At 65.3% G+C, this 25,357-nt stretch carries 26 protein-coding genes and 1 tRNA gene; 23 read left to right on the top strand and 4 right to left on the bottom strand.

Translation table 11 applies throughout. From position 1 onward, the window contains the following. The first annotated feature begins 27 nt into the window (after positions 1–27). The 18 genes from QFZ88_RS24305 to QFZ88_RS24220 all read left to right on the top strand — a co-directional run bounded on the left by QFZ88_RS24305 (position 28) and on the right by QFZ88_RS24220 (position 18,570). Positions 28–1,872, top strand: a complete 1,845-nt coding sequence (locus QFZ88_RS24305; protein WP_024926587.1) for a sensor histidine kinase — start codon at positions 28–30, stop codon at positions 1,870–1,872. Further along, positions 1,869–3,227, top strand: a complete 1,359-nt coding sequence (locus tag QFZ88_RS24300; RefSeq protein ID WP_024926588.1) for a sigma-54-dependent transcriptional regulator — start codon at positions 1,869–1,871, stop codon at positions 3,225–3,227. Before QFZ88_RS24305 ends, QFZ88_RS24300 begins: the two co-directional genes overlap by 4 nt. A 222-nt stretch (positions 3,228–3,449) precedes the next feature. Then, on the top strand, positions 3,450–4,427 hold the full coding sequence (locus QFZ88_RS24295; RefSeq protein ID WP_024926589.1) for a tripartite tricarboxylate transporter substrate-binding protein: 978 nt from the start codon (positions 3,450–3,452) through the stop codon (positions 4,425–4,427). 179 nt (positions 4,428–4,606) lie between these two features. After that, positions 4,607–5,077 carry a tripartite tricarboxylate transporter TctB family protein gene (locus QFZ88_RS24290; RefSeq protein WP_024926590.1) on the top strand — a complete coding sequence of 157 codons (471 nt, stop codon included), beginning with the start codon at positions 4,607–4,609 and terminating at the stop codon, positions 5,075–5,077. Positions 5,078–5,081: 4 nt separating this feature from the next. Continuing rightward, the gene (locus tag QFZ88_RS24285) at positions 5,082–6,593 is read left to right on the top strand and encodes a tripartite tricarboxylate transporter permease (protein WP_024926591.1); all 1,512 of its coding nucleotides are present in this window, start codon (positions 5,082–5,084) and stop codon (positions 6,591–6,593) included. Positions 6,594–6,720: 127 nt separating this feature from the next. Beyond that, on the top strand, positions 6,721–7,569 hold the full coding sequence (locus QFZ88_RS24280) for an alpha/beta fold hydrolase (protein WP_024926592.1): 849 nt from the start codon (positions 6,721–6,723) through the stop codon (positions 7,567–7,569). A gap of 126 nt (positions 7,570–7,695) precedes the next feature. Continuing rightward, complete coding sequence (locus tag QFZ88_RS24275; RefSeq protein WP_024926593.1) at positions 7,696–8,721, top strand: ABC transporter substrate-binding protein; 1,026 nt, start codon at positions 7,696–7,698, stop codon at positions 8,719–8,721. Positions 8,722–8,838: 117 nt separating this feature from the next. Further along, positions 8,839–10,338 (top strand): sugar ABC transporter ATP-binding protein, encoded by a 1,500-nt coding sequence (locus tag QFZ88_RS24270; RefSeq protein ID WP_024926594.1) that lies wholly within the window; start codon positions 8,839–8,841, stop codon positions 10,336–10,338. Next, complete coding sequence (locus QFZ88_RS24265) at positions 10,338–11,321, top strand: ABC transporter permease (protein WP_024926595.1); 984 nt, start codon at positions 10,338–10,340, stop codon at positions 11,319–11,321. The genes QFZ88_RS24270 and QFZ88_RS24265 overlap by 1 nt, the downstream gene beginning before the upstream one ends. Further along, positions 11,318–12,307 carry an ABC transporter permease gene (locus QFZ88_RS24260; RefSeq protein ID WP_024926596.1) on the top strand — a complete coding sequence of 330 codons (990 nt, stop codon included), beginning with the start codon at positions 11,318–11,320 and terminating at the stop codon, positions 12,305–12,307. The genes QFZ88_RS24265 and QFZ88_RS24260 overlap by 4 nt, the downstream gene beginning before the upstream one ends. 5 nt (positions 12,308–12,312) lie before the next feature. Continuing rightward, complete coding sequence (locus QFZ88_RS24255) at positions 12,313–13,332, top strand: LacI family DNA-binding transcriptional regulator (protein ID WP_024926597.1); 1,020 nt, start codon at positions 12,313–12,315, stop codon at positions 13,330–13,332. Between the two features lie 27 nt (positions 13,333–13,359). Beyond that, positions 13,360–14,598: a Gfo/Idh/MocA family protein gene (locus QFZ88_RS24250; RefSeq protein WP_024926598.1), complete on the top strand. Its 1,239-nt coding sequence runs from the start codon at positions 13,360–13,362 to the stop codon at positions 14,596–14,598. A 260-nt stretch (positions 14,599–14,858) separates the two neighbouring features. After that, positions 14,859–15,527: a GntR family transcriptional regulator gene (locus QFZ88_RS24245; protein WP_024926599.1), complete on the top strand. Its 669-nt coding sequence runs from the start codon at positions 14,859–14,861 to the stop codon at positions 15,525–15,527. Between the two features lie 91 nt (positions 15,528–15,618). Next, complete coding sequence (locus QFZ88_RS24240; RefSeq protein ID WP_024926600.1) at positions 15,619–16,185, top strand: biotin transporter BioY; 567 nt, start codon at positions 15,619–15,621, stop codon at positions 16,183–16,185. A 17-nt stretch (positions 16,186–16,202) separates the two neighbouring features. Beyond that, on the top strand, positions 16,203–17,273 hold the full coding sequence (gene bioB, locus QFZ88_RS24235) for a biotin synthase BioB (RefSeq protein WP_024926601.1): 1,071 nt from the start codon (positions 16,203–16,205) through the stop codon (positions 17,271–17,273). Further along, positions 17,270–17,938, top strand: coding sequence for a dethiobiotin synthase (gene bioD, locus QFZ88_RS24230; RefSeq protein ID WP_024926602.1), 669 nt, complete (start codon positions 17,270–17,272; stop codon positions 17,936–17,938). The genes bioB and bioD overlap by 4 nt, the downstream gene beginning before the upstream one ends. Positions 17,939–17,971: 33 nt before the next feature. Further along, positions 17,972–18,057, top strand: a tRNA-Leu gene (locus QFZ88_RS24225). Between the two features lie 315 nt (positions 18,058–18,372). After that, positions 18,373–18,570, top strand: a complete 198-nt coding sequence (locus QFZ88_RS24220) for a hypothetical protein (RefSeq protein ID WP_024926603.1) — start codon at positions 18,373–18,375, stop codon at positions 18,568–18,570. 21 nt (positions 18,571–18,591) lie between these two features. Here the strand turns inward: QFZ88_RS24220 and QFZ88_RS24215 are convergent, their stop codons facing one another. Beyond that, entirely contained in the window at positions 18,592–18,978 is a 387-nt protein-coding gene (locus tag QFZ88_RS24215) for a RidA family protein (protein WP_024926604.1), read from the bottom strand. Between the two features lie 347 nt (positions 18,979–19,325). Between QFZ88_RS24215 and QFZ88_RS24210 the strand changes: the two genes are divergently transcribed. Beyond that, a complete protein-coding gene (locus QFZ88_RS24210) occupies positions 19,326–19,658 on the top strand; it encodes a hypothetical protein (protein ID WP_024926605.1) in 333 nt (110 codons plus the stop codon). A 65-nt stretch (positions 19,659–19,723) separates the two neighbouring features. On the opposite strand, the gene QFZ88_RS24205 is transcribed toward QFZ88_RS24210, so the two are convergent. Next, entirely contained in the window at positions 19,724–20,305 is a 582-nt protein-coding gene (locus tag QFZ88_RS24205) for an NUDIX domain-containing protein (protein ID WP_024926606.1), read from the bottom strand. A gap of 123 nt (positions 20,306–20,428) precedes the next feature. Between QFZ88_RS24205 and QFZ88_RS24200 the strand changes: the two genes are divergently transcribed. From QFZ88_RS24200 to QFZ88_RS24190, 3 genes are all read left to right on the top strand, one after another. Further along, entirely contained in the window at positions 20,429–20,803 is a 375-nt protein-coding gene (locus tag QFZ88_RS24200) for a VOC family protein (protein ID WP_024926607.1), read from the top strand. A 112-nt stretch (positions 20,804–20,915) separates the two neighbouring features. Continuing rightward, entirely contained in the window at positions 20,916–22,019 is a 1,104-nt protein-coding gene (locus QFZ88_RS24195; RefSeq protein ID WP_024926608.1) for an NADH:flavin oxidoreductase/NADH oxidase, read from the top strand. A 110-nt stretch (positions 22,020–22,129) separates the two neighbouring features. Beyond that, a complete protein-coding gene (locus QFZ88_RS24190) occupies positions 22,130–22,381 on the top strand; it encodes a DUF2188 domain-containing protein (protein WP_024926609.1) in 252 nt (83 codons plus the stop codon). Between the two features lie 34 nt (positions 22,382–22,415). On the opposite strand, the gene QFZ88_RS24185 is transcribed toward QFZ88_RS24190, so the two are convergent. Further along, on the bottom strand, positions 22,416–23,396 hold the full coding sequence (locus QFZ88_RS24185) for an alpha/beta fold hydrolase (RefSeq protein ID WP_024926610.1): 981 nt from the start codon (positions 23,394–23,396) through the stop codon (positions 22,416–22,418). A gap of 380 nt (positions 23,397–23,776) precedes the next feature. Continuing rightward, positions 23,777–24,376: an NAD(P)H:quinone oxidoreductase type IV gene (gene wrbA / locus QFZ88_RS24180; RefSeq protein WP_024926611.1), complete on the bottom strand. Its 600-nt coding sequence runs from the start codon at positions 24,374–24,376 to the stop codon at positions 23,777–23,779. A 179-nt stretch (positions 24,377–24,555) separates the two neighbouring features. On the opposite strand from wrbA, the gene QFZ88_RS24175 reads away from it, so the two are divergent. Further along, entirely contained in the window at positions 24,556–25,296 is a 741-nt protein-coding gene (locus QFZ88_RS24175) for a competence/damage-inducible protein A (protein WP_024926612.1), read from the top strand. The last annotated feature ends 61 nt before the right edge of the window (positions 25,297–25,357 follow it).

Below are 25,357 nucleotides of genomic sequence, written 5' to 3'. Positions count from 1 at the left end.
GTCTTTAGGACCTGCCATGGACTTCCGATGCCGCAGTTCCTCAAAGGTCGCCGCTGGATCTGGCCTGCGCTCGCGGTCGCGACGCTGGCTGTGGCGCTCGCCTTCTATGGCAGCAGCTTCGCCTCGCGCGCTTATCTCGACCAAGCGGCATCGCGCGGCAAAACCACGCTGAGACTGGCCGTCGCCGCCTTGCAGGGGCAGCTCAACCGCTTCGAACCGCTGCCCTCGCTGATCGCCGACAATGACGACATCAAGGATTTGCTGGCCGACCCCGGCAATCCGGAACTCCGCGCCAGGGGCAATGCCTATCTCAGGCAAATCAACGCGTTGCTGCAATCTTCCGACATCTATGTGATCGGCCCGGACGGCGAGACGATCATCGCCAGCAATTTCGACCGCCCGATCAGCTTCGTCGGGGAGAATTTTTCCTATCGACCCTATTTCCAAGACGCGATCGAAGGCAAGCGCGGCCGCTTTTTCGCGCTCGGCACCACCTCGCTGAAGCGCGGTTACTATTTCTCGGCCCCGGTGCGTGTCGGCAGCGCCATCCGCGGGGTCGTGGTGTTCAAGGTCGAGGTCGATGCCATCGAGGCCTCATGGCTTGGCGGCGACGACGAGATCATCGTCACCGACCCCGAGGGCATCATCTTCATGGCGGAACGGCCGGAGTGGCTCTATTCCAGCCTTTTGCCGCTGACACCGGACCGGCTTGCCCGCACCGCCGCCTCGCGGCGTTACGCGACCGCCACGCTGCGTGAACTGCCGATCACGCGCAGCAGCTTCGGTGACCGGCTTCCGCTGATGACCGTCAATTTCGAAAGCCAGCGCAGCGAATATCTGGTCCTGTCGGAGGCGATGCCGGACGCCGGCTGGACGATCAGTGTGCTGCTGGACACACGTTCGGCGCATACCCAGGCCTTGATCACCGTGACCGTCGCGCTGCTGGCGCTCGGCCTTGCCGCCCTGGCCGGCTTTGTTTTCCTGCAGCGACGGGCCCGGCTGGCCGAGCGGCTGCTTCTGCAACGCAACGCCCAGGCCGAGCTCGAACGCCGCGTCGACGAACGCACCCACGACCTCGCGCTGGTCAACACGCGCCTGGAGACCGAGGTCACCGAGCGCCGCGCCACCGAACAGCAACTCAGGCAAACGCAAGCAGACCTGATCCAGGCCGGCAAGCTCGCCGCGCTCGGCCAGATGTCGGCGGCGCTGTCGCATGAGTTCAACCAGCCGCTGGCGGCGGTGAAAACCTATGCCGACAACGCCGCCGTACTGATCGACCGCGAGCGCGCGGCCGAGGCCCGCGACAATGTCGCGCGCATCTCCAGCCTCGCCGACCGCATGGCCTCGATCAGCCGGCATCTGCGCAATTTCGCCCGCAAGCCGAACGAAAAACTCGGGCCGGTCGACCTCGCCGAAGTGATCCGCGACACGCAGGAGATCGTCGCCTGGCGGCTGAAGGCGGCGGACGCGACGCTCACGGTCGATCTCGGCCGCGCGCCGCTGACGGTCAAGGCCGGCTCGGTGCGGCTGCAGCAGGTGCTGGTCAACATCATCACCAACGCCGCCGATGCCGTCGAAGGTTTGCCGGACCGGCGGATCGAACTGGTGGCGAAACGGCGGGCCGGCAAGGTGGCGATATCGGTACGCGATCATGGTCCCGGCATCGCCGAGGCGATCGCGGAACGCATCTTCGACCCGTTCTTCTCGACCAAGGGCGTCGGCAAGGGTCTTGGTCTCGGCCTTTCGATTTCTTATAACATCGTCAAGGATTTCGGCGGGGACCTTGCTGTTTTGAATCATCCCGAGGGTGGCGCCCTGTTCACCATCGAGCTCGACGCGGCGCGCAGCGGCGTGCGCGAGGCGGCCGAATGAAGCCGCCCATCGTGCTCCTGGTCGACGACGAGGAGGAGCCGCGCCGTGCTGCCGCCCAATCGCTCGACCTCGCCGGTCTCGCCGTGCAGGACTGCGCTTCCGCCGAGCGCGCGCTCGATTTCATCACGCAGGGTTTCCACGGCGTCGTCATGTCGGACATCCGCATGCCAGGCATGGACGGCATGACACTGCTCGGGCGCATCCGCGAGATCGACGCCGACATCCCCGTCATCCTCGTCACCGGTCATGGCGACGTGCAGCTTGCTGTGCGCGCCATGCGCGAGGGCGCCTACGACTTCATCGAAAAACCCTATGCGACGCAGCATCTGGTGGAGATGGCCATGCGCGCCATCGACCGGCGCAAGCTGGTGCTGGAAAACCGCCAGCTGCGGGCGGCGGCCGGCAAGAACGACGACCTCGAAACCCGCCTGCCCGGGCGCACCCAGGTGATGGTCGAGTTGCGCTACAAATTGCGCGCCATCGCCGCCACCGACGCCGACATATTGGTGATCGGCGATACCGGAACCGGCAAGGAAGTGGCGGCACGCGCGCTGCACGACATCAGCGGCCGCGCCACCAAACCTTTCGTCGCCATCAATTGCGCGGCACTGCCCGCCACGCTGATCGAAAGCGAGCTGTTCGGCCATGAGGCCGGCGCCTTTCCGGGCGCGCTGCGCCCGCGCTTCGGCAAGTTCGAACATGCCAGGGGCGGCACAGTGCTCCTCGACGAGATCGGCTCGATGCCGGCCGACCTGCAGGCGAAGCTCCTGCGCGTCATCCAGGACCGGGTGATCTACCGGCTCGGCTCCAACGAGCCGATACTGCTCGACGTCCGCTTCATCGCCGCCAGCAAGGTCGACCTCGACGAAGAAGTCGCGGCGGGCCGCTTCCGCGCCGACCTGCTCTACCGCCTCAATGTGGTGACGCTGCGCATGCCTTCACTTGCCGCGCGGCGGGAAGACGTGCCGCTGCTTTTCCTGCAACTGGTGCGCGAGGCCACCGGCCGCTATCGCCGCGACGACACCGACGTGCCACCGCACATCATCGCCGATGTCGCCAGCCGCGACTGGCCGGGCAATGTGCGCGAACTGCGCAATGCCGCCGACCGTTTTGTCCTTGGCCTCGGGCAGCATGGCGCCGAAGAGCCGGCCGGGGCGGACGCCGGAGACTTGCGTCTCGCCGATCGCGTCGCCGAATTCGAGAAGGATGTCATCGTGGCGGCGCTGCTTGCCCATGGCGGCAGCCTCAAGCCGGTCTACGAACAGCTCGGAATCTCGCGCAAGACGCTCTATGAGAAGATGCAGCGCTACGGGCTCGACAAGAAGCGGCTGGGCGTTTCGGAAGCCGCCGACTAGGTCCGGCTCCGACTGCCGCGCCCGCATGTGTGGAAACCCACACACGCCGGAGCGGCGATGTTACGATTTCCACCCATCGCGCGACACTCCTTGCGGAAATGCCGCCGTTTTGCGCCTGCGTCGTGTTGCCGAACGCGGCTCTGGCCCCTCCTATTCGCCATCCACTGCCTGCGCTGGAGGAAACCAGGGCGTCGGCAGGGCACGCATATTTGGGAGGACTCCATGAAGACGCTCATCGCCTCGCTGGCGACGGCTGCCGCCATTGCCATGCTGACCGGTTCGGCCATGGCCGAAAGCTATCCAGACCGCACCATCACCGTCATCGTGCCGTTCTCGGCCGGGGGCCCGACCGACACCGTTACCCGGCTGGTCGCCGAGGCCATGTCCAAGGATCTCGGCCAGCAGGTGATCGTGGAGAATGTCGGCGGCGCCGGCGGTACGCTGGGCGCGGCCCGCGTCGCCGATGCCGACCCGGACGGCTATACGCTTTTGCTCCACCACATCGGCATGGCCACCAGCGCCACGCTCTACCGCAAGCTCGCCTACGATACTTTGAACGCCTTCGACTATGTCGGCCTCGTCACCGACGTGCCGATGACCATCGTGGCACGCAAGGATTTCGAGCCGACCGACCTCAAGGGCCTGATCGACTATGTGAAGGCCAACAAGGACAAGGTCACCCTTGCCAATGCCGGCATCGGCGCCGCCTCGCATCTGTGCGGCATGATGTTCATGAACGCCATCCAGACCCCGTTCGTGACGGTTCCTTATAAGGGCACCGGACCGGCGATGACCGATCTGGTCGGCGGCCAGGTCGACCTGATGTGCGACCAGACCACCAACACCACCAAACAGATCCTGGGCGGCACCATCAAGGCCTATGCCGTCACCTCGCCGGCCCGGCTGGACGTGCTGCCCACCGTCGCCACCGCCGAGGAAGGCGGCCTGCCCGGCTTCCAGGTCGGCATCTGGCACGGCATCTACGCGCCCAAGGGAACGGCGCCGGAAAAGCTCGACCGGCTCTCCAAGTCGCTGCAAAAGGCGCTCAAGGACGAGAACGTGGTCGCCCGCTTCGCCGAGCTCGGCACCAAGCCGTCGCCCGAGGCCGACGCCACGCCGGCGGCGCTGAAGGCCAAGCTCGAAGGCGAGATCGCCCGCTGGAAGCCGGTGATCGAGGCCGCCGGCCAATACGCCGACTAAGGCATACGGCAGGGCGAGCATCCCCTCACCCCGAGGGCAATCGCAGGCGAGCCTACCCCTCATCCGGCGCCGACGGCCTCCTCTCCCTCGGGGAGAGGTCGGTCCGGGTCCGGCAGCGAAGCCGCAGCATGCGGAGGCTGAGTGAGAGGGATGGCCGCACCAGGCATTGGGAGGGAACCGTGGACAAGCTTTCCATCGACCGAACGAACGCGGCGTGCGGCGCGATCTTCATCGCCGCCGGCCTGTTCTTCGGCTACCAGTCGCTCGGGCAGGAAATGGGAACGGCCTTTCGCATGGGCCCGGGTTATTTCCCGCTCGTCCTGTCGGGCGTTCTCGTGCTGCTCGGCGCCATCATCGCCATCCAGGCGATGCGCATGGCGGGCGAACCGATCGGGCCGATCGCCTGGCGTGGCCTGTTCTTCATCCTGCCGGCCCCGATCTTCTTCGGGCTCACCGTGCGCGGGCTGGGCTTCGTGCCGTCGCTGTTCTTCACGGCGCTGATTGCCGCCTTCGCTTCGCAGCGCATGCGGCCCACCACCGCGATCATCATCGCCGCGGCGCTTACGCTGTTTTCGGTCGTCGTCTTCAGCTACGCGCTCGGCCTTCCCTTCCAACGTTTCGGGCCGTGGCTCGCCGGGCTAGGAGCCTGACGCGATGGATCTCTTCAGCAATCTCGCACTCGGCTTTATGACGGCGTCGACGCTGGCCAATCTGGGCTTCTGCCTGATCGGCGTGCTGCTCGGCACCCTGATCGGCGTGCTGCCGGGCATCGGCGCCACCGCCACCATCGCCATGCTGTTGCCCGTCACCTTCCAGATCGGCGACCCGGTGTCGTCGCTGATCATGCTGGCCGGCATCTATTACGGCGCCCAGTATGGCGGCTCCACCACCGCCATCCTCATCAACATGCCGGGCGAATCCTCCTCCGCCGTCACCGCCATCGACGGCTACCAGATGGCGCGCAACGGCCGCGCCGGCGCTGCCCTGGCAACGGCCGCGCTCGGTTCCTTCTTCGCCGGCACCGTCGCCACCTTCCTTGTCGCCATCTTCGCCCCGCCGCTGACCAGGATCGCGCTGGAATTCGGCGCGGCCGAATATTTCTCGCTGATGGTCGTCGGCCTCGTCTCCTCGATCGCGCTCGCGCACGGCTCCATCGTCAAGGCGCTCGCCATGGTGGTGCTCGGCCTGCTGCTCGGCCTGGTCGGCTCCGACATTTTCGAAGGCACGCCGCGCTTCACGCTCGGCATCCGCGAATTCTCCGACGGGCTGAATTTCGTGGCCGTGGCGGTCGGCGTGTTCGGCGTGGCCGAGATCCTGCGCAATCTGGAAAACGAGCACGACCGCTCGGTGATGATCCGCAAGGTGACCGGGCTGATGCCGACGCGCGAGGACTTCCGGCGCATGACGGCGCCGGTGCTGCGCGGCACGGCATTGGGCTCGGCGCTGGGCATCCTGCCTGGCGGCGGCTCCATCCTGGCCTCCTTCGCCTCCTACACGCTGGAAAAACGCGTCGCGAAAAATCCCGAGGAGTTTGGCAAGGGCGCGATCGAGGGCGTGGCCGGGCCGGAATCGGCCAACAACGCGGCCGCGCAGACCTCCTTCATCCCCATGCTCACCCTCGGCATCCCGGCCAACCCGGTGATGGCGCTGATGATCGGCGCCATGATCATCCAGGGCATCGTGCCTGGCCCGGACGTGGCTGCCGAACGGCCGGCGCTGTTCTGGGGCCTGATCGTGTCGATGTGGATCGGCAACCTGATGCTGATCGTGCTCAACCTGCCGCTGATCGGCCTGTGGGTGAAGCTTCTTACGGTGCCCTACACCGTGCTGTTCCCGGCGATCATGGCGTTTTCGGCCATCGGCGTCTATTCGGTGAAATCGAGCGCCTTCGACCTCTACGCGGTCGCCTTCTTCGGCCTGCTCGGCTATGTGCTGGCCAAATTGCGCTGCGAGCCGGCGCCGCTGCTGCTCGGTTTCGTGCTCGGCCCGCTGTTCGAGGAGAACCTGCGCAGGGCGATGATCCTGTCGCGCGGCGACCCGTCCATCTTCGTCACCCGTCCGATCAGCGCAGGCCTTCTGGCCGTCGCGGCGCTGATCCTGGTGGTGGTGCTGTTGCCGGCGGTGCGCAAGAAGCGCGAGGAAGTGTTCGTCGAGGAGGACGCGTAAGGTCTCAGGGGCGAAGGTTCGTGCCGGGGTCGGGAATCCATTCCCGACCCCGGCGTCGCTTTTGCCCGATGTTGACTTTGCGCGGCGGAAGGCGGTTGATCCGGGTTCAATCCCGGAGGACCGCCCGATGTCGCGTTTGTGGACCGCTTTGGCCTTTGTCGCCCTTCTCATCGTCTCGGGCGCCGCGCGCGCCGAGGAACGCTGGCTGACCCTGCCCGAACCCGCGCCCATGCCGAAGGCCGAGGAAAGCGGCTATGCGCCGGTCAACGGCATCCAGATGTATTACGCCGTCTACGGCAAGGGCGATCCGGTCCTGCTCATCCATGGCGGCCTCGGCCATGCCGACATCTGGTCGAGCCAGGTGGCGGAACTGGCCAAGACGCACAAGGTGATCGTGGCCGACAGCCGCGGACATGGCCGCTCCACCCGCACCGAAGAGCCCTATGGCTACGACCTGATGGCGTCCGACTACCTTGCCCTGCTCGACCATCTCAAGATCGACAAGACGGCGCTGGTCGGCTGGAGCGATGGCGGCATCATCGGCATCGACATCGCCATGAAGCATCCCGAACGGCTGACCCGCCTGTTCGCGCAAGCCGCCAACGTCACCACCGATGGCGTCGATCCCGGCGTGCTCACCAACAAGACTTTCGCCGCCTATATCGAGCGCTCGGGCCGCGACTACAAAAAACTCTCCAAGACGCCCGACCAGTACGACGCCTTCGTCGCCCAGATTAGCAAGATGTGGGAGACGCAGCCGAACTGGAGCAAGGAGCAGGTCGCCAAGATCACCACGCCGACGGCCATCGTAGCCGGCGATCACGACGAGGCGATCAAGCGCGAGCACACCGACTACATGGCCAAGACCATTCCGGGCGCCAAGGAGATCATCCTGCCCAACGCCAGTCATTTCGCCATGCTGCAGGCGCCCGACGAATACACCAAGGCGGTCGTCGACTTCATCGACCAGAAGTGAAGACGCAACGATAGCCCGTCCCTGCCCGCATGGAGGCGGGCTCATCCCCCAAAAAGCTGCGTTTGCGCTATTGAAATCGATTTCATTCCTGTTACCATTCGCGCCGTCGCACTCAGGGAGGAACATATGAAAAAGGCGATCGCATTAGCTTTGACGGCCACCACCGCGCTGGCCATATCGGCGTTTTCCACTTACGCAGCAGATTTCAAGATCGGCCTTTCCAACGGCTGGGTCGGTTCCGAATGGCGCACCCAGATGATTGACGAGGCGAAGGCCGCGGCAGCCGCCTGGAAGGACAAGGGCGTCAATGTCGAGGTCGTGGTGCAGAGCGCCAATGTCGACGTGCCCGGCCAGATCGCGCAGGTGCGCAATTTCATGAGCCAGGGCGTCAACGCCATCATCATCAACCCGAACAGCCCGACCGCGTTCGACCCGATCTTCAAGCAGGCCAAGGACGCCGGCATCCTGGTGATCGCCACCGACGCCGAGGTGTCGTCCAAGGATGCCACCTATGTCGGTATCGACCAGAAGGCCTGGGGCGCCGCCGGCGCCAAGTGGCTGGCCGAGACGCTGGGCGGCAAGGGCAATGTCGTGGCCATCAACGGCGTCGCCGGCCATCCGGCCAACGAGATGCGCGTTGCCGGCTACAAGGAAGTGTTCGGCAAGTATCCCGACATCAAGATCGTCAACGAAGTGAACGCCAACTGGGACCAGGCGCAGGGCCAGCAGGCCATGCAGAACCTGCTCGCCACCTATCCCGACATCAACGGCGTGTGGGTGCAGGACGGCATGGCCGCCGGCGCCTGGAAGTCGATCATCGATGCCGGCAAGCAGTCGTCGATCGCCGCCACCGGCGAGATCCGCAAGGACTTCATCGACATCTGGACCAAGGACAAGCTGAACTCCGGCGCTTCGGTCAATCCTCCGGGCGTCATGGCCTCGGCGCTCAATGTCGCCGTGCTGATGCTGCAGGGCAAGGAACTGAAGGAGCCGGCGGCGGCCGGGCAGTACAAGAACGCCATGTACCTGCCGATCCCGTTCATCGATTCCAAGAACCTTCCGGAAGCAGCGAAAGCAGTGGACGGCAAGCCCGGCTACTACTCCTTCACCAGCCAGCTTTCGATCGAAGACGCTGAAAAGCTCTTCAAGTAATTCCTCCCAAGGAACTCCGTTCGGCGGCTTCGGTCGCCGGGCGGACCTGGGACGAAATTTCAAGTAATCTGGCAATTTCCGGGGTTTTACCCCTGCCCTGCCGAAGGAACGGCATCGATGTCCGAACTCATCGTTCGCGGCGCGCGCAAGGCCTATGGCGCAACGGTTGCGCTAAGCCGAGGCGACCTGCATCTCAAGCCTGGCGAAGTGCATGTGCTGATCGGCTCGAACGGCTCGGGCAAGTCGACGCTGTGCAAGATCGTCGCCGGCAGCGTCAAGCCGGACGCCGGCGAGGTGCTGCTGGACGGCAAGCCGGTGACGATTGACGGACCGCGCGCGGCGCGGGCACTCGGCATCGGCATCTTCTACCAGGAGCTCAGCCTGGCCGCGCGGCGCACCGTGGCCGAGAACATCCTGTTGCCGGCGATGCCGGTGAAGGGCGGCGTCTTTGTCGACCGCACCGCATTGGAAGAGCGCGCGGCAAAGGTGATCGCCGAGTTCAAGGATGTCGCCGGCGAAGGTTTTGCCGCCGACGTGACGGTGGACCGGCTGCGCGCCGACCAGCGGCAGCTGGTCGAGATCATGAAGGCGCTGGCCACCGAAGCCCCCATCCTCATCTTCGACGAACCGACATCGGCGCTCGACCGCGCCCAGGTCGACCGTTTCTTCGAAATCCTGCGCCGCCTGAAACAGGAAGGCCGCGCCATGGTGTTCATCTCGCACCGCATGGACGAAATCTTTTCGATCGGCGACCGCGTCACCGTCATCCGCGACGGCGCCACCGTCGCCACTTCGGCCATCGCCGAGACCAATGCCGATACGGTCATCCGCCAGATGGTGGGCGAGCGCGAGGCGGTATTTGTCGATGCCAAGCCGCCGGTGCCGGCCACCGCCGGCGATGCGGTACTGTCCGTCGCCAACCTATCGGGCGCGGGCTTCCGCGACATTTCCTTCAGCGTCGGCAAGGGCGAGATTCTCGGTTTCGGCGGCCTGCACGGCCAGGGCCAGTCGTCGGTGCTGCGCGCCATCTTCGGGGCGCTGGCCCATAATTCCGGCGCCATCCATGTCGGCGGCAAGCCGTGCGCGGCCCGCACGCCGGCCGAGGCGATCCGCAACGGCATCGCCTATGTCTCGGGTGACCGCGGCCGCGACGGCACGCTGACCGGCCGGCCGATCCTGGAAAACGTCACGCCGATCCATTTCCTGCGCAACGGGCTGCATCTGGCCCGGCCGGGTGCGCTGACCGCACTGGTCGACGGGCCGCTCAAGGCGTTGAAAACCAAGTTCCAGGACATCGGCCAGCCGGTGAATTCACTGTCGGGAGGCAACCAGCAGAAGGTGGTGATCGCCCGCTGGCTGGTCGACCGTCCGTCGATCCTTTTGCTCGACGATCCCACCAAGGGCATCGACCTCGCCGCCAAGTCCGACCTTTTCCAGCTCATCCGTTCGCTGGCCGCCGACGGCATGGGCATCGTGCTCTATTCCTCGGAGGACGCCGAACTGCTTGCCAATGCCGACCGTATCCTGGTCTTCAACTCGGGCGCGGTGACGCGCGAACTGAAGGGCGAGGACCGCACCCGCTACAATCTCTACCACGCCGCCTACGAGGCCGCCTGATGAGCGACGCGACCCAACAATCAAGAACCGGCGGCCTCGGTCGCCTGATCCGGCGTTATCCCTTCCTGCCGGCGCTGATCATCCTTGTCGCGCTGCTGGCGCTCAACGGCATCTTCGAGCCGCGCAGCCTCGGCTTCCGCGCCATGACCGGCCTCGTTTCCACCTATCTGGCGCTGATGATGCTGGCGGTGGCGCAGACCTATGTCGTGTTCTCCGGCGATATCGACCTTTCGGCCGGCAGCATCGTGTCGCTGGTCAATGTGTCGGTGATCGTGCTGATGCAGAAATGGGGCGGCGACGGCTTTTCCGTGATCGCCGCCTGCCTTGCCGGCGCCCTGATCGGGCTCGCCTGCGGGCTCATCAACGGCATCATCGTCGCCGGCCTCAGGCTGCAGGCGATCGTCGCTACCTTCGCGACCTCGATCTTCTTCACCGGCCTTGCGCTCACCGTGCTGCCGGTGGCCGGAACGCCGGCGCCGGAAGCCTACTGGACCACCTATGGCGGACGCTTCTTCGGCATCCCCTTCGTGCTCTACGCGGTTGTTGCCGTGGCGATCGTGCTCGCCTTCCTGATGCGCATGCGGCTGACCACGCAGATGCTGGCCGTCGGCGACGACCAGCAGGCCGCCTTCCAGAGCGGCTTGCCGGTCACCGCCATCCGCATCAAGGGTTATGTCTTCTGCGGCCTGTTCGCGGCACTCGCCGCACTCTGCATCACCGGCGACACGGCGAGCGGCGACCCGCTGGTCGGCGGCAAGATGACGCTCTATTCGGTCGCGGCCGTGGTGCTGGGCGGCTCGGCGCTGGCCGGCGGCTTCGGCACGGTCACTGGCTCGCTGATCGGCGCCCTCATCATCGGCCTTATCAACGCGCTGGTCTTCTTCGTCGGCACGCCGTCGGAATGGCAGAACTTCGCGCAGGGCTTCGCCATCCTGGCCGCCCTGATGACCGGCATCCTCGTCAGCCGCGGAGCACGGGCATGAGCGCCGACGCCCTCGCCTCGAAGCCGGCGCAGAACGCCGTGCTGGCCTTCCTGAAGAAGCCGCTCGTGGTGGCGCTGATCCTCATCGTGCTGCTGCTCGCCGTCGGCGAATGGCTGTCGCCGGGCTTCGCCTCGCCGGGGCAGGTGCTCAGGCTGCTCATCGTTGCAGCCTTGCTCGGCATCGTCGCCGCCGGCCAGAACCTCGTCATCCTGGGCGGGCGCGAAGGCATCGATCTGTCGGTCGGTGGCATCGTCTCGCTGGCGGCGATCCTTGCCGGCAATGTCATGAACGGCGCCGATGGCGGCATCCTGCCGGCCATCCTGGTCTGCATTGTCGTCGGCGCTTTCTTTGGCCTCATCAACGGCGTCGGCGTCACGCTGCTGCGCATCCCGCCGCTGGTGATGACGCTCGGCATGCTGGGCGTGCTGCAGGGCCTGCTGGTGGTGATCCGCAACGGCATCCCGTCGGGACGCGCCGCACCCGGCCTCTCCGACTTCGTCGTCAAGCCGTTCCTGCTCGGCCTGCCCGGCATCATCTGGCTATGGCTTCTGATCGGCCTTGCCATGGCGCTGCTGCTGCGCCGCACCGTGTTCGGCTACCGGGTCTACGCCATCGGCTCCAACGAGCAGGCCGCCTTCATGGCCGGCGTGCCGGTGAAGACGATCCGCATCGCGCTGTTCATGCTGTCGGGTGCCTTCGCGGCAATCGCCGGCATGTGCCTGCTCGGCTATTCCGGCTCGTCCTTCGCCAATGTCGGCGAACAATACATGCTGCCGTCCATCATCGCCGTGGTTCTGGGCGGCACGCCGCTTTCCGGCGGCAAGGGCGGTTACACCGGCACCATGGCCGGCGCGGTGCTGCTGGTGCTGCTGCAAAGCATCCTGACCACCGTGCATATCGACGAATCCGGCCGCCAGATGGTGTTCGGCGCGACGCTGGTGGCGCTGATGCTGTTCTACGGCCGCGCCAAGGCGATGCGGAGCTGATCGGCATGGCCGGGCCCGCCAAGATCAAGGACATCGCCGCGCGCGCCGGGGTTTCCCCGGCGACGGTCTCGCGGGCGCTTTCCGACACCGGACTGGTGGCCGAGCCGACCCTGTCGCGCATCCGCGAGGTGGCGCAGTCGCTGAACTACCGGCCCAATGTCAGTGCCCGCAACCTGCGCACACAGCGCTCCATGGCGGTGCTGATGGTGGTGCGCGACGTCGGCAACCCCTTCTATCTCGAGATCATGAAAGGCGTCGAAGCGACCGCGCGCGCCGCCGGCTATTCGGTGCTGATGGGCAACACCGAAAACAATGCCGAACGCGAGGTCGAGTATTTCGACATGCTGCGCGACGGCCATGCCGACGGCATGATCCTGATCACCGGCAAATTGCCATGGTCGGTCCAGGAAAGCCGCCAGCATCTGCACGGCCTGCCGGTCGTGGTGGCGCTGGAAACCATCGAGGGTCTCGGCCTGCCGCATGTGCAGATCGACAATGTCGGCGCCTCGCGCGCCGCCGTCGAACATCTCATCGACCTCGGCCACGAGCGCATCGCCCATATCAGCGGGCCGGTGCCGGAGGTCATGAGCGTCAAGCGCCGCGACGGCTACCGCCAGGCGATGTCGGCCGCCGGGCTCGCCATTCCGGACGGCTACGAACCGGTGGGCGACTATCTGCTGCATTCGGGCGAGACGCTGTGCCGGGCGCTGTGCGAGCGGCCGGACCCGCCGACCGCCATCTTCGTGGCCAACGACGAAATGGCGTTCGGCACCATCAACGAATTGCGCCGGCTGGGTCTCGACGTGCCGGGCGACGTTTCGGTGGTCGGTTTCGACGACCTGTTCCTGAGCCAAGCTTTCTACCCGCCGCTGACCACGGTGCGCCAGCCGCGTGCCGAGATCGGCCAGGAAGCAATGCGACAGCTCTTGCGCGTGCTGACCGGCGACCTGACCGAAGCCGAGACGCTGGAAATGCCGACGGCCTTGCAGGTTCGCGGCTCGACGGCGCGCGCCAAACCGATCTGAGAGATTTCAAAGCAGGAAAGGACGACCATGGCACAGTTGCCGAAGGAGAGATTGCGCGTCGGATTCGTGGGCACGGGCTTCATCGCCCAGTTCCACCTGAAATCGCTGGTCGGCGTGCGCAACATCGACGTCGTCGGCGTCTACAGCCGCTCAAACGAGAAGCGCGCGCATTTCGTCAAGCTCGCCGACGAGCTCGGCCTCGGCGCCTGCAAGAACCACGACAGCCTCGAAAGCCTGCTTGGCGATCCCACGCTGGATGCCGTCTGGGTCCTGTCGCCCAACTACACCCGCCTCGACGTGATGCGCACATTGCATGCGGAAGTGAAGGCCGGCCGCTCGAAAGTGTTCGCCGTCGCCTGCGAAAAGCCGCTGGCACGCACGGTGGCCGAGGCACGCGAAATGCTGCGGCTGGCCGAGGATGCCGGGCTGAACCACGGCTATCTCGAAAACCAGGTGTTCTCGACGCCGGTCATCCGCGGCAAGGAGATCATCTGGCGTCGCGCCGCCTCCACCACCGGCCGCCCCTATCTGGCGCGTGCGGCGGAGGAGCATTCCGGCCCGCACGAGGCCTGGTTCTGGCAGGGCGACAAGCAGGGCGGCGGCGTCTTGTCCGACATGATGTGCCATAGCCTCGAAGTCGCCCGTCACCTGCTCACCGCGCCGGGCGCTGCGCGCAATTCGCTCAGGGTCAAGTCGGTCAGCGGCACCGTCGCCAACCTCAAATGGACGCGGCCGCATTACGCCGACGACCTCGCCCGCCGCTTCGGCCCGGGCGTCGACTACCGCAACCACCCATCCGAGGATTTTGCCCGCGGTGTGGTGGCACTGGAGGACGAGGCCGGCAACGAACTGATGATCGAGGCCACCACTTCCTGGGCCTATGTCGGCGCCGGCCTGCGCATCCAGCTCGAACTGCTCGGCCCAGAATATGCAATGGAATTCAACTCGCTGGGCACCGGCCTCAAAATATTCATGTCGCGCGCCGTCAAAGGCTCGGAAGGCGAGGACCTGGTCGAGAAGCAGAACGCCGAACAGGGCCTGATGCCGGTGCTGGAGGATGAGGCAGGCGTCTATGGCTACACCGACGAGAACCGCCACATGACCGAATGTTTCCGCAAGGGCGAGACGCCGCAGGAAACCTTCCATGACGGGCTCGGCGTGGTCGAGATGATGATGGGTCTCTACAAATCCGCCGAAACCGGCGAGACGGTGCATTTCCCGGCACCCGACCTCGAACACTACGTGCCGCCGGTGGCGCGGCGCTAGCTTCCAGCAACAGGCGTCGAGGCGATGCGGATGAAGGGATGAACCCCGCCTGCCATTAGAGGCAGATCCGCGCTTCGACGCCCGTCTTCAAGGCAAGGTGCCCTCCCGTACCTTGCCTTTCTTTTTTGGACCTTTCTTTTTTGGGCCTTTCTTTTTGTCCCCTCGCGTCCGGCGGGCCGCATCACCCGGTCAGGCTATGCGCCTGTGGCTTGTGGCGCCGGCCAATCGACAAGCGTCGCGCGTCAAATTATCTATGAAATATGGGCGCACAAAAAGAAGACACGCTGGCGGTCCGCATCTCCAGGACGCTGGCCGACCGCATCATCGCAGGCAAGATCGAGCCCGGCTCACGGCTGCGGCAGGACCATATCGCCGAGGAATTCGGCGCCAGCCACGTTCCGGTGCGCGAGGCGTTCCGCCGCCTCGAGGCGCAAGGGCTTGCGGTGAGCGAGCCGCGCCGCGGCGTGCGTGTCGCCAGCTTCGACCTCGCCGAAGTGAAGGAAGTGGCGGAAATGCGCGCCGCGCTCGAAGTTTTGGCACTGCGCCATTCGGCGCCGCACATCACGCCCGCCATTCTCGACGCGGCCGAGGAAGCCACCAAGGCCGGCGACAATTCCCGCGACGTGCGCTCCTGGGAAGAGGCGAACCGGCGTTTTCACCGCGTCATCCTCGAACCCTGCGCCATGCCGCGCCTGCTTTCGGCGATAGATGATCTGCACGCCGCCAGCGCCCGTTTTCTGTTCGCCGCCTGGCGTTCCGACTGGGAAGCCCGCACCGACCATGACCACCGCGCCATTCTTGCCGCCCTGCGCAAGGGCCAGGTTGAAACCGCCTGCGGCACGCTTGCCGGCCATGTGCAGTGGATCGGCCGCCGGCCGCAGAAGTCTGCAAGCGGTAGCGTTCGCGACGCTTTCGCGATTGTCGGATAAAATATCTATAATTTAGTTGCGACTCGTTTCCTTTTGTGGATTCAATGTAGATATAGATCACAAATTATCTATAATCTGCGAAAGGAAAAACATGAGCCAGACCCTCACACTGCGCGGCGTCAAGCCGCGCGAGGCGATCAAGACCGCCGCCGTCATCGTCGCCGGCGTCGCCTTGCTCACGCTGTGCGCCAAGATCCGCATCCCGTTCTGGCCGGTGCCGCTGACCATGTACACGCTGGCGGTGATGGGCATCGCCGTGGCGACCGGCCCGCGCATCGCCACCGCCACCTTCTTCTCCTTCCTGGCGGTCGGCGCCGCCGGACTGCCGGTCTTCTCCGGCTCGCCGGAACGCGGCATCGGCCTTGCCTATATGATGGGCCCGACCGGCGGCTATCTGCTCGGCTACCTGTTCGCCAGCTGGCTGACGGGCGCGCTCGCCGAAGGCCGGCAGATGTTCGGCCGCACCATGGCCATGCTCGCCGGCCTCGCCGTCACCTACGCCGTCGGCCTGCCCTGGCTCGGCCTCTACATTCCGATGAAGGACGTCATCGCGCTCGGCTTCACCCCCTTCATCCTGGGCGACCTGATCAACATCGCCATGGTTGCCGCGGGCTCCGCCATGATCCCGGCCCGCCTTTTGGGCAGGATCGGCCGGTGAGCGTGCCGCGCCAAGCAATGGGGGATCGCCTGTCTCTGCTGGGGACGGGCAATCTCCGCACCGACTGGACGCAGGAGGAGGCGGCGGCGATCCACGCCCTGCCCTTGCCCGACCTCATCTTCATTGCGCAATGCCTGCACCGCCGGTATTTCGACCCGACCGAGGTCGAGACCGCCAGCCTGCTCAGCGTCAAGACGGGCGGCTGCCCGGAAGATTGCGGCTACTGCTCGCAGAGCGCGCATCACAAGACCGGCGTCAAGGCGACCAAGCTGATGGCGGTGGACCAGGTGATCGAGGAAGCAAGCCGCGCCAAGGCCGGCGGTGCGACGCGCTTCTGCATGGGAGCGGCCTGGCGCGGCCCGAAGGACCGCGACATGGGCCAGGTCTGCGCCATGATCGAGGGCGTACGCGCGCTCGGCATGGAAACCTGCGTCACGCTCGGCATGCTCACGGAGCCGCAGGTCGAGCGCCTCGGCGAAGCCGGTCTCGACTACTACAACCACAACATCGACACCTCGCGGGCCTATTATCCCGAGATCGCCACCACCCGCAGCATGGACGACCGGCTGGAGACGCTGGCGCTGGTGCGCGCCGGCGGCATCAAGGTCTGCTCGGGCGGCATCGTCGGCATGGGCGAGACGACGGAGGACCGCATCGCCATGCTGGTCATCCTGGCGACGCTCGAACAGCATCCCGAAAGCGTTCCCATCAACATGTGGAACGAGATCAAGGGCACGCCGGTGATGGAGAAGAGCCGGCCGGTGGAGCCGATCGCCTTCGTGCGGCTCGTCGCGCTGGCGCGCATCCTGATGCCGAAAAGCGTGGTGCGGCTGTCGGCCGGGCGGCACGCGATGAGCGACGAATTGCAGGCGCTGTGTTTCCTGGCCGGCGCCAATTCGATCTTCACCGGCGACGTGCTTCTGACCACCGGCAATCCCGCCCGCGGCAAGGATTTTTCGCTGCTGGAAAAGCTCGGCATGCGCGCCGCGTTGCGCCCTGTGCATGAAGACGTCTGCGATGATAGCCCGGCAGGCGTCGGCCTCAGGCCTCAATCGGCACCGCCTGCCCCAACGGTCGAAGCCCAATGACAACACGCATCGTCGTCACCGGCACCGACACCAATGTCGGCAAGACGGTCTTCGCCGCCGGGCTCACCGGTTTCCTCGGCGCGTCCTACTGGAAACCGGTGCAAGCCGGCCTGCTAAGCGAGACAGACAGCGAAACCGTCATGCGGCTCGGCGGCATTCCCGCCCAGCGCATCCTGCCCGAGGCCTGGCGGCTGAACGCGCCGGCCTCGCCGCATCATGCCGCCGCCATCGACGGCGTCGCCATCGATCCCGAAAAGCTGACGATACCGCAAACGCAAGGCCCCCTGGTCATCGAGGGTGTCGGCGGCGTGCTGGCGCCGTTGACGCGGACCGTCACCTTCGCCGACCTCGTCGCCCGCTGGCAGGTGCCGGCGGTGCTCTGCGCCCGCACCCGGCTCGGCACCATCAACCACACGCTGCTGTCGCTGGAGGCGCTGCGCGCCCGCGCCGTGCCGGTGCTCGGCATCGCCTTCATCGGCGACCCGGAACCCGAAACCGAACGCATCATCTGCGAGATGGGTCGGACAAAGTCGCTCGGCCGCCTGCCCTTGCTCGATCCCTCGACCCCGACAACGCTGCACGCCGCATTCGCGGCGGCGTTCCGGACTGAGGATTTTCTGTCCGGTTCGGCCCACAGCCTGTTCGCCGGGCAAAACACCGGTTGACGAACTCCGCTCAAGCCTCGAAAAGCAGGGCGCGCGGACGTGGCGGAACTGGTAGACGCAAGGGACTTAAAATCCCTCGATCCTCGATCGTACGGGTTCGATTCCCGTCGTCCGCACCATTTTCCAAATAATATTTATAAAAATCAGCTAGATAAGACCAAGGAACCTTATCCGCCGCCGCTGCAATCCCTGTTTGTGGCGTCGTTCGGCCTGGCGACACACACCCATTATCGCGCCATTCTCGGGCCATCGCGAGAATGCACCACCACACCACAGAACCTCTCGCGACGCGGGAAGAAACCGAGACCTGGCTAACGGCGTCGTGGGAAGAGGCGATGACGCTGCAGCGTTCTCTTCCTGACAACATGACAGCCTTGGTTGATGCACCCAACGACGCGATCAGCGTTCGACAGGTGCTGTTCTAGGAGGTTCGAATGGACCGGATTGTTCGCCTCGATACACGGCGGGAAACCGCATTGCAGCGCATCGCCGACCGCTTCGTCGCCAGCCACAAGGGCGACGTGATGATGGCGCTGAAACAGATGATCGTGCTCAATGGCGAGATGCAGCAGCGCCTCGATACGCTGGGAGATGGCTCGCCGTTCGACCAGCAGCCTCGCAGCCATCATTGAGTGATGGATGATGCGCCTGTCTCACGCGGCCGCGACCACCTCGATCTCGACCAGCCATTCCGGCACAAGTGTCTGGGCCACGATCGCGGTTGTCGGAATGCGCCGGTCACCCAGAGCCTTGATGCGGGCGTTCTGGTTTGCCTCGGCGTATGACGCATCGCGCAGATAGCTCGTCAGCCGCACGATGTTGTCGGTCGTCATATGGGCTTCTGCAAGGATACGCCGGAGATTGGACCAAATCAGATCGAGCTGTTCCTCCAGGCTTTCCGGGGCATTGCCCTGGGCATCAAGCCCCATCGTACCGCTGATGAACAGGAAGCGCTCCGCGCTTCTCACCTCCATCGCATGCACGTAGTCATCGGTCGCGGGATAGATGCCGTCGCGTGGATTGCAAGGTGTCAGCTGCATTCTCGTTTCTCTCCGGTCGACATGTTGCCGTTACGCTTTTTTGGGCGCGGTTTCCAGGAAGAAGCTATGGCGGCGGATGCATGCCGTTCGGTCGCGTCGAACGGTGGACAGCCCGATGGATTGGATTTCCCGGTCAAAGTGAACAGGTCAATTCGGCCAGAGCGCCAACGATGGGCTGATAAGAAATAGCGTGCGCAGGGTAGCGTTGCTGCCGGTCCCGGTAGAAGGCAAGCCACATCGCGCTATCCGAAACCGGGTACCGACCTACCCAACCGCCCCGGAAGGCGTGAACATGCCGGCCTCGCCCGCCGGTTCCAATTCACCGCTGGCCTTGCTAGGCTGGCGCCATGAAAGCGATCGGCCTCCGTTTCCCGGCAACCGCCTTTCTGCTCGGCCTTCTGGTAGGCTGCGGGTCGATGAAATCCGTCGATCCCTCGCAATATGCGTCGATGGATTGCAGCGGCCTCAACGCCGCGCTCGGCGTCGTCGCCACCGACGTCACCCGCAACGCCTTCAGCCGCGGCACCATCTCGAACGCCGATGTGCCGCTGTGGCTGCCGGGCGGGCAGAAGGCGGTGTCGCTGCTGAAGGACCGGCGAACGGCGGAAATCGAACGCCTGCAGGCGCAAGGCGCGGCCATCGAGGCTGCGCGCAATCGCCGCTGCAAGGGCGAACTGTAGCATTCGCGCCAACCCACGCCGGGTATCCAGTGAGCTGTTTCGTCTATCGAAAAGCGGCGCTTCCCTCAGCCGAACAGCGCCGGATTGAGCTTCAGGTGCTGCAGGAGAATAATGGTCTTGCCGTCGATGATGCGGCCGTCGGCGACCGCCGCCATCGCCTCGTCGACCGGCATTTCCAGCACCTCGATGTCCTCGCCCTCGTCGGCCGCGCCGCCGCCGGCGGAGATGCGGTCGGCCGGGCTGTAGCGGCCGGCGAACAGCCACAGCCGTTCGGTGACGCTGCCGGGGCTCATATAGGTGGAGAACAACAGCTTCACCCCGTTCAGCCTGTAACCCAGCTCCTCTTCCGCCTCCTTGCGGATGCAGGTTTCGGCATCGTCCTTGTCGAGCAGGCCGGCGCAGGCCTCGATCAGCGGTTCCTTGTGGCCGGTGACATAGGCCGGCCAGCGGAACTGGCGCACCAGAAGCACGGTGCCGCGGTCGGGGTCGAAGGGCAGGATCGCGGCGCCGTCGCCACGGTCGTAGGTCTGGCGCACCTGCGTCTCCCACACGCCGTCGCTGCGGCGGTAGTCGAAGGTCGTCTTCTTGAGGATGGCCCAGTCGTCGGAAAGGATTTCCTGCGAAAGAATGCGAATACGGTCGTCCATGCTTGCCTCGTCTCGGGGGATGCGCTGGGATAGCGCGCGGCGACGCGGCCCGCAAGGATGGCGGCCGGAAACAGGACATCTACCGGCCTCATCGGGCGGCGGCGATGCAAGTGCGAGGTTTTGATGCGGCTCAATCAGGTCACCGTGACCGCCCCCGATCTCGACGCCGCCTGGGAATTTTACCGCAGGCTCGGGCTCATTCCCGTCGTCGACAGCCGGCCGCACTACATCCGTTTTCTCTGCCCGGACGGCGACAGTACATTTTCCGTCGATCAGGGCGAACGCACGGGAAGCGGAACGACCGTCTACTTCGAGATGGACGATCTCGACGCCGAGGTCGCACGCTTCAAATCGCTGGGCTTCGCATTCACCTCCGGGCCCCGGGACCAGCGCTGGCTTTGGCGGGAAGCGGAACTCTTCGATCCCGCTGGCAACAGGATCGTCCTCTATCATGCCGGAAAGAACCGCATCGACCCGCCATGGCGGGTGCGGGCTTAGGTCAGGACTTGGTGCCAATCATGGCAGTGTTTGGGCCAATCCACGCCGGCCTTGATCCGCGGCGCGCGGCGGCCTTTAGTGGGAAAACGGTCGCGACAACGCCGGAGATGTCATGACAGCCGCCCTTTTCCAGCCCATTTCGCTCGATGGCCTCGTTCTGCCCAACCGCATCGCGGTCGCGCCGATGTGCCAGTATTCGGCCGATGACGGCTCCGCCACCGACTGGCACATCTGCCACTGGATGAACCTTGCCATGTCCGGCGCCGGCATGATCACGGTGGAGATGACCGACGTCGAACGGCGCGGCCGCATCTCGCACAATTGCCTTGGCCTTTATTCCGACCACAACGAGGCCGCCGCCAAGCGGGCGCTCGATGCGGCAAGGCGCGTCGCCATGCCCGGCGCCAAGTTCGGCGTGCAGCTTGCCCATGCCGGCCGCAAGGCGTCCTGCCAGCGGCCCTGGGAAGGCGGCGGACCGCTGATGCCGGGGCAAGACCCGTGGGCGGTCGTCTCGGCCTCGGCAATAGCCTATGACACCGGCTGGCAGGTCCCGCATGCGCTGGACGAAGACGAGGTGCTTGGCGTCATCCAGCGTTTCGCCGAGGCGGCGCGACGGGCCGAGCGCGCCGGCTTCGATTTCATCGAGCTGCACGCCGCCCATGGCTATCTGATCTTCCAGTTCCTGTCGCCGCTTTCCAACCGGCGCACCGACCGCTGGGGCGGTTCGCTGGAAAACCGCATGCGCTTCGCGGTCGAGGTCGCCAAGGCGGTGAAAGCGGCAGCACCCAAGCTGATGCTGGGCGCCAGGCTTTCGGTGAAGGAGTGGGTGGATGGAGGTTTCGACGTGCCGGAGGCGATCGAGGTGGCCAAGACGCTGAAGCAAGCGGGCGTCGCCTATCTGTGCTGCTCGAGCGGCGGCAACTCGCCGCTGCAGAAGCTGCCGACCGGCGCCGGCTACCAGGTGCATCTGGGCGAAGCGGTGCGCAAGGCCACCGGCATCGCCACCCGCACCGTAGGCCTCATCACCGACCCCGACTACGCCAACACCATCGTGGCGCAAGGCAAGGCCGACATCGTGGCGCTCGGCCGCGCCTTCCTCGCCGATCCGCGCTGGGGCTGGCGCGCGGCGGCGACGCTGGGCGAGAAGATCCACCCCGCCCCGCAGCTCGCGCGCGCCGTCACCACCATGGAACACTGGCTCAAGGACGACGATTGAACAGGGCGTCATGGCGCCGGCAAAACCAGCCGAAGGTTGAAATCCGCGCGAAAGTGCTGGAAAGTGCGGGAAGTTGGCTTTCGATCGCGGCCAACTGACCGGAGGTTTTCATGACGAAGCTGACCTACAAGATCGTCGAGCATGACGGCGGCTGGGCCTACAAGGTTGGCGGCACCTATTCCGAGACGTTCCCGAGCCATTCCGACGCGTTGCAGGCCGCCCAGATCGCCTCCTCGGAACAGCAGATTGCCGGCCAGACCGACGGCATCGAATATGAGGATGCCACTGGCAAATGGCATTCGGAACTGGCCGACGGACGTGACCGGCCGCAGACGGAAGTGCAGGACGACAGCAACGCCTGACGACGGATGCGCCTGATCGACCGGCCGGGACCGGTCAGGCCGCCGCGCGACCGGCGAATGCGCGCTCGGCAATGCGGCGAATGAAGGCAGCAACCTGGTCGGGGCCGACGAATTGCGGCATGTGGCCAAGCCCTTCGGCGATCTCCAGATCCAGCCCCGCGATCTTCTCCTTGACCGGCGTGCCCTGCACTTCGAGCCTGATGATCGGATCGACGCCACCGAACAGAAGGCCGGTCGGCACCTTGATCTCATTGTAGCGCTCCGACAGGCGCGGCAGGTCCATCTCGATGACTGCGAAATCGGTGGCGCTGGCGTAATAGTGGCTGGGCCGCAGCCCGATATAGCCGCCATTGTCGGTCATGTAGTTCTTCGGCGCCGGATGCGGCGCGAAGATCAACCCCATCGTCTTCATGCCGTATTTCAGCCCGGCGGGCGCCGAGACGGTGTGCGCGAGGATAAACCGCTTCAGCGGCGAGGAGACGAACAACGCCTTGAATTCCGGCCTGAGCTCGACCTCCTTGTGGGTGAGCGCTGACAGAAGCACGAGACCGGAAATCGCCTCGGGATGTTCGACGGCGATGGCGAGTGCCACCGATCCGCCCAGCGAATGGCCAACGATGACGGGCTTCTCCAGACCAAGCTGTTCCATGAAGGCGCAGACGATGTCGGCCTGCTCCGGCAGGCGCCCGGTCGAGCCCCTGGCGCGCGTCGAATAGCCCGAGCCCGGCCGGTCGAGCGCGATCAGCCGGTAGCCAGGTCCGAACACCTTGAACAGCGGATCGGTGAAATGGTGCAGCTGGGCGCCGAGGCCGTGCAGGAACACGATGGGCGGCCCCTCGCCCATATCGACATAGTGGATGCGGTTGCCCTTCACCTCGATGAACTTGCCCGCCGGCGGCATGGTGCGTTCGACCCAGGCAACGATGCGCTGCGTCTTGAACACGAAGTAGCCGACGACGGCCACGGCGGCCAAGATGATAGCGGCGAGCAGCCAGAGAAGAACCGTGAGCAACATCAGCAGCCTCTAATCCACACGATCCGCATATCGGCGTGTCCGCCGGCTCCGTGTCAAGGCAAGCCATGTTGCGTGGCTAAGAGAATGGGAAATGGATGGCGACAAGGTAAATACAGCCACGGTGCCGATCGCGGCGAGGCAGCGCGATTGATGCCCCAATGCGGCCCAAAGACAAAAATCCGGACCGTTTCCAGTCCGGATTTCCGGCAAGCTCGTTACCCCACCCGAAGCCCCGGAGCCCGCGGCCGCACGCTAGCGGAGGACACGCCTCAAGGGCATACGGCAAATGACGTATATTAAGGCCCGCCGCTCCGGTATTTTCAAAGCGGAACGGGCGGCCCTTGCGGACCGCCCGTCGCAAGCCACCGGCCGTGAGACGCTCAGCCGTGCAGCTTGTTGGCGATTTCGGCGACGCGCTTGCCCTGGAAATGCGCACCTTCCAGTTCCTGCGCCGAAGGCTGGCGCGAACCGTCGCCGTCGGAGGTGGTGGTCATGCCGTAGGGCGCGCCACCGCGCACCACGTCGATGCCCATCTGGCCCTGATAGGCATAGGACAGCGGCACGATCACCATGCCCTGGTGCTGCATGAAGACCTGCGCGTTGATCAGGGCGAGCTCGCCGCCGCCATGCTGGGTCGCGGTCGAGACCATGACCGAGCCGACCTTGTTGAGCAGCGCACCCTGGGCCCAGAGCGGGCCGGTCTGGTCGAGGAAATTCTTCATCTGCGCCGCCATGGTACCATAACGCGTGGCGGTGCCCAAAATGATGGCATCGTAATTGGCGAGTTCCAGCGGGTCGGCGACCGGCGCGTCCTGGTCGAGCTTGTAGAAGGCGGCCTTGGCAACGTCTTCGGGCACCAGCTCGGGCACGCGCTTCACCGTCACCTCGGCGCCGCCCTCGCGCGCGCCCTCGGCAGCGGCCCGCGCCATCTGCTCCATATGCCCCCAGCTCGAATAATAAAGGACCAGGACCTTCGCCATGCAGTGTCTCCTTGATGATGGATTGTCGGGACTGGAAGCGTCCCGCCGCGCGGCAAAATAGGGCCCTGATCGTTCACCGGAAGACTGCAATGCCGATACGCACTGTTCACTGTTTCAGGAGCATTGCCCGCATCCGTGCGGCGCGGTATTCGACTGCGTCCCTGCCCTCGGAGCCAGCCATGCCAGATATCGTCACTGCCGCCATGATCGTCATCGGCGACGAAATCCTGTCCGGCCGCACCAAGGACAAGAACATCGGCCATCTGGCCGACATGATGACGGCGATCGGCATCGACCTGAAGGAAGTGCGCGTCGTGCCGGACGAGGAGGACGAGATCGCCGCCGCCGTCAACGCGCTGCGCGCCCGCTACACCTATGTGTTCACCACCGGCGGCATCGGCCCGACCCATGACGACATCACCGCCGATTCCGTTTCCAAGGCTTTTGGGGTGCCTTGCGAATACGACGCCAAGGCGCTGACGCTGCTCGCCGCCAGCTATGAGAAGCGCGGCATCGAATTCAACGACGCGCGCAAGCGCATGGCCCGCATGCCGCGCGGCGCCGAGCATATCGACAATCCCGTCTCGGTCGCGCCTGGCTTCCGCATTGGCAACGTCCATGTCATGGCCGGCGTGCCGTCGATCTTCCAGGCGATGCTGGACAATGTCATGCCGACGCTGAAGACCGGCACCAAGCTGCTTTCCGCCACCGTGCAATGCCCGTTTGGCGAAGGCCGCATCGGCGAACCGCTGGCGGCGATCCAGAAGGCGCATCCCGACACCATCATCGGCTCCTATCCGAAATATGCCGACGGGTCGTTCTGGACGGAACTGGTGGTGCGCGCCCGCTCGGCCGAAGCGCTGGAAGCCGCGCGCGCCGAGGTCGAAGCCATGGTCGCCGGGCTCGTCGCCGAGGGCTGACGGGCGGAACCTGTCCCAATCCTCCACGTTTTATCATTATCCGAGATGTCGCTGTTATGCC

The sequence above is a fragment of the Mesorhizobium sp. YL-MeA3-2017 genome (genome assembly GCF_030814575.1).
Lineage (GTDB): Bacteria > Pseudomonadota > Alphaproteobacteria > Rhizobiales > Rhizobiaceae > Mesorhizobium > Mesorhizobium terrae.
This window is presented reverse-complemented; position numbering and strand designations above follow the sequence as displayed.

Excerpts from the sequence above, each read along its gene's own strand:
- QFZ88_RS24195 (WP_024926608.1), top strand. The coding sequence starts at position 20,916 with ATGACAGCCGCCCTTTTCCAGCCCATTTCGCTCGATGGCCTCGTTCTG.
- QFZ88_RS24300 (WP_024926588.1), top strand. The coding sequence starts at position 1,869 with ATGAAGCCGCCCATCGTGCTCCTGGTCGACGACGAGGAGGAGCCGCGC.
- QFZ88_RS24245 (WP_024926599.1), top strand. The coding sequence starts at position 14,859 with ATGGGCGCACAAAAAGAAGACACGCTGGCGGTCCGCATCTCCAGGACG.
- QFZ88_RS24220 (WP_024926603.1), top strand. The coding sequence starts at position 18,373 with ATGGACCGGATTGTTCGCCTCGATACACGGCGGGAAACCGCATTGCAG.
- QFZ88_RS24255 (WP_024926597.1), top strand. The coding sequence starts at position 12,313 with ATGGCCGGGCCCGCCAAGATCAAGGACATCGCCGCGCGCGCCGGGGTT.
- QFZ88_RS24295 (WP_024926589.1), top strand. The coding sequence starts at position 3,450 with ATGAAGACGCTCATCGCCTCGCTGGCGACGGCTGCCGCCATTGCCATG.
- QFZ88_RS24275 (WP_024926593.1), top strand. The coding sequence starts at position 7,696 with ATGAAAAAGGCGATCGCATTAGCTTTGACGGCCACCACCGCGCTGGCC.
- QFZ88_RS24215 (WP_024926604.1), bottom strand. The coding sequence starts at position 18,978 with ATGCAGCTGACACCTTGCAATCCACGCGACGGCATCTATCCCGCGACC.
- QFZ88_RS24175 (WP_024926612.1), top strand. The coding sequence starts at position 24,556 with ATGCCAGATATCGTCACTGCCGCCATGATCGTCATCGGCGACGAAATC.
- QFZ88_RS24185 (WP_024926610.1), bottom strand. The coding sequence starts at position 23,396 with ATGTTGCTCACGGTTCTTCTCTGGCTGCTCGCCGCTATCATCTTGGCC.
- QFZ88_RS24285 (WP_024926591.1), top strand. The coding sequence starts at position 5,082 with ATGGATCTCTTCAGCAATCTCGCACTCGGCTTTATGACGGCGTCGACG.
- QFZ88_RS24200 (WP_024926607.1), top strand. The coding sequence starts at position 20,429 with ATGCGGCTCAATCAGGTCACCGTGACCGCCCCCGATCTCGACGCCGCC.
- QFZ88_RS24270 (WP_024926594.1), top strand. The coding sequence starts at position 8,839 with ATGTCCGAACTCATCGTTCGCGGCGCGCGCAAGGCCTATGGCGCAACG.
- QFZ88_RS24305 (WP_024926587.1), top strand. The coding sequence starts at position 28 with ATGCCGCAGTTCCTCAAAGGTCGCCGCTGGATCTGGCCTGCGCTCGCG.
- QFZ88_RS24260 (WP_024926596.1), top strand. The coding sequence starts at position 11,318 with ATGAGCGCCGACGCCCTCGCCTCGAAGCCGGCGCAGAACGCCGTGCTG.
- QFZ88_RS24265 (WP_024926595.1), top strand. The coding sequence starts at position 10,338 with ATGAGCGACGCGACCCAACAATCAAGAACCGGCGGCCTCGGTCGCCTG.
- QFZ88_RS24240 (WP_024926600.1), top strand. The coding sequence starts at position 15,619 with ATGAGCCAGACCCTCACACTGCGCGGCGTCAAGCCGCGCGAGGCGATC.
- QFZ88_RS24190 (WP_024926609.1), top strand. The coding sequence starts at position 22,130 with ATGACGAAGCTGACCTACAAGATCGTCGAGCATGACGGCGGCTGGGCC.
- wrbA (WP_024926611.1), bottom strand. The coding sequence starts at position 24,376 with ATGGCGAAGGTCCTGGTCCTTTATTATTCGAGCTGGGGGCATATGGAG.
- QFZ88_RS24250 (WP_024926598.1), top strand. The coding sequence starts at position 13,360 with ATGGCACAGTTGCCGAAGGAGAGATTGCGCGTCGGATTCGTGGGCACG.
- QFZ88_RS24205 (WP_024926606.1), bottom strand. The coding sequence starts at position 20,305 with ATGGACGACCGTATTCGCATTCTTTCGCAGGAAATCCTTTCCGACGAC.
- bioB (WP_024926601.1), top strand. The coding sequence starts at position 16,203 with ATGGGGGATCGCCTGTCTCTGCTGGGGACGGGCAATCTCCGCACCGAC.
- bioD (WP_024926602.1), top strand. The coding sequence starts at position 17,270 with ATGACAACACGCATCGTCGTCACCGGCACCGACACCAATGTCGGCAAG.
- QFZ88_RS24280 (WP_024926592.1), top strand. The coding sequence starts at position 6,721 with ATGTCGCGTTTGTGGACCGCTTTGGCCTTTGTCGCCCTTCTCATCGTC.
- QFZ88_RS24210 (WP_024926605.1), top strand. The coding sequence starts at position 19,326 with ATGAAAGCGATCGGCCTCCGTTTCCCGGCAACCGCCTTTCTGCTCGGC.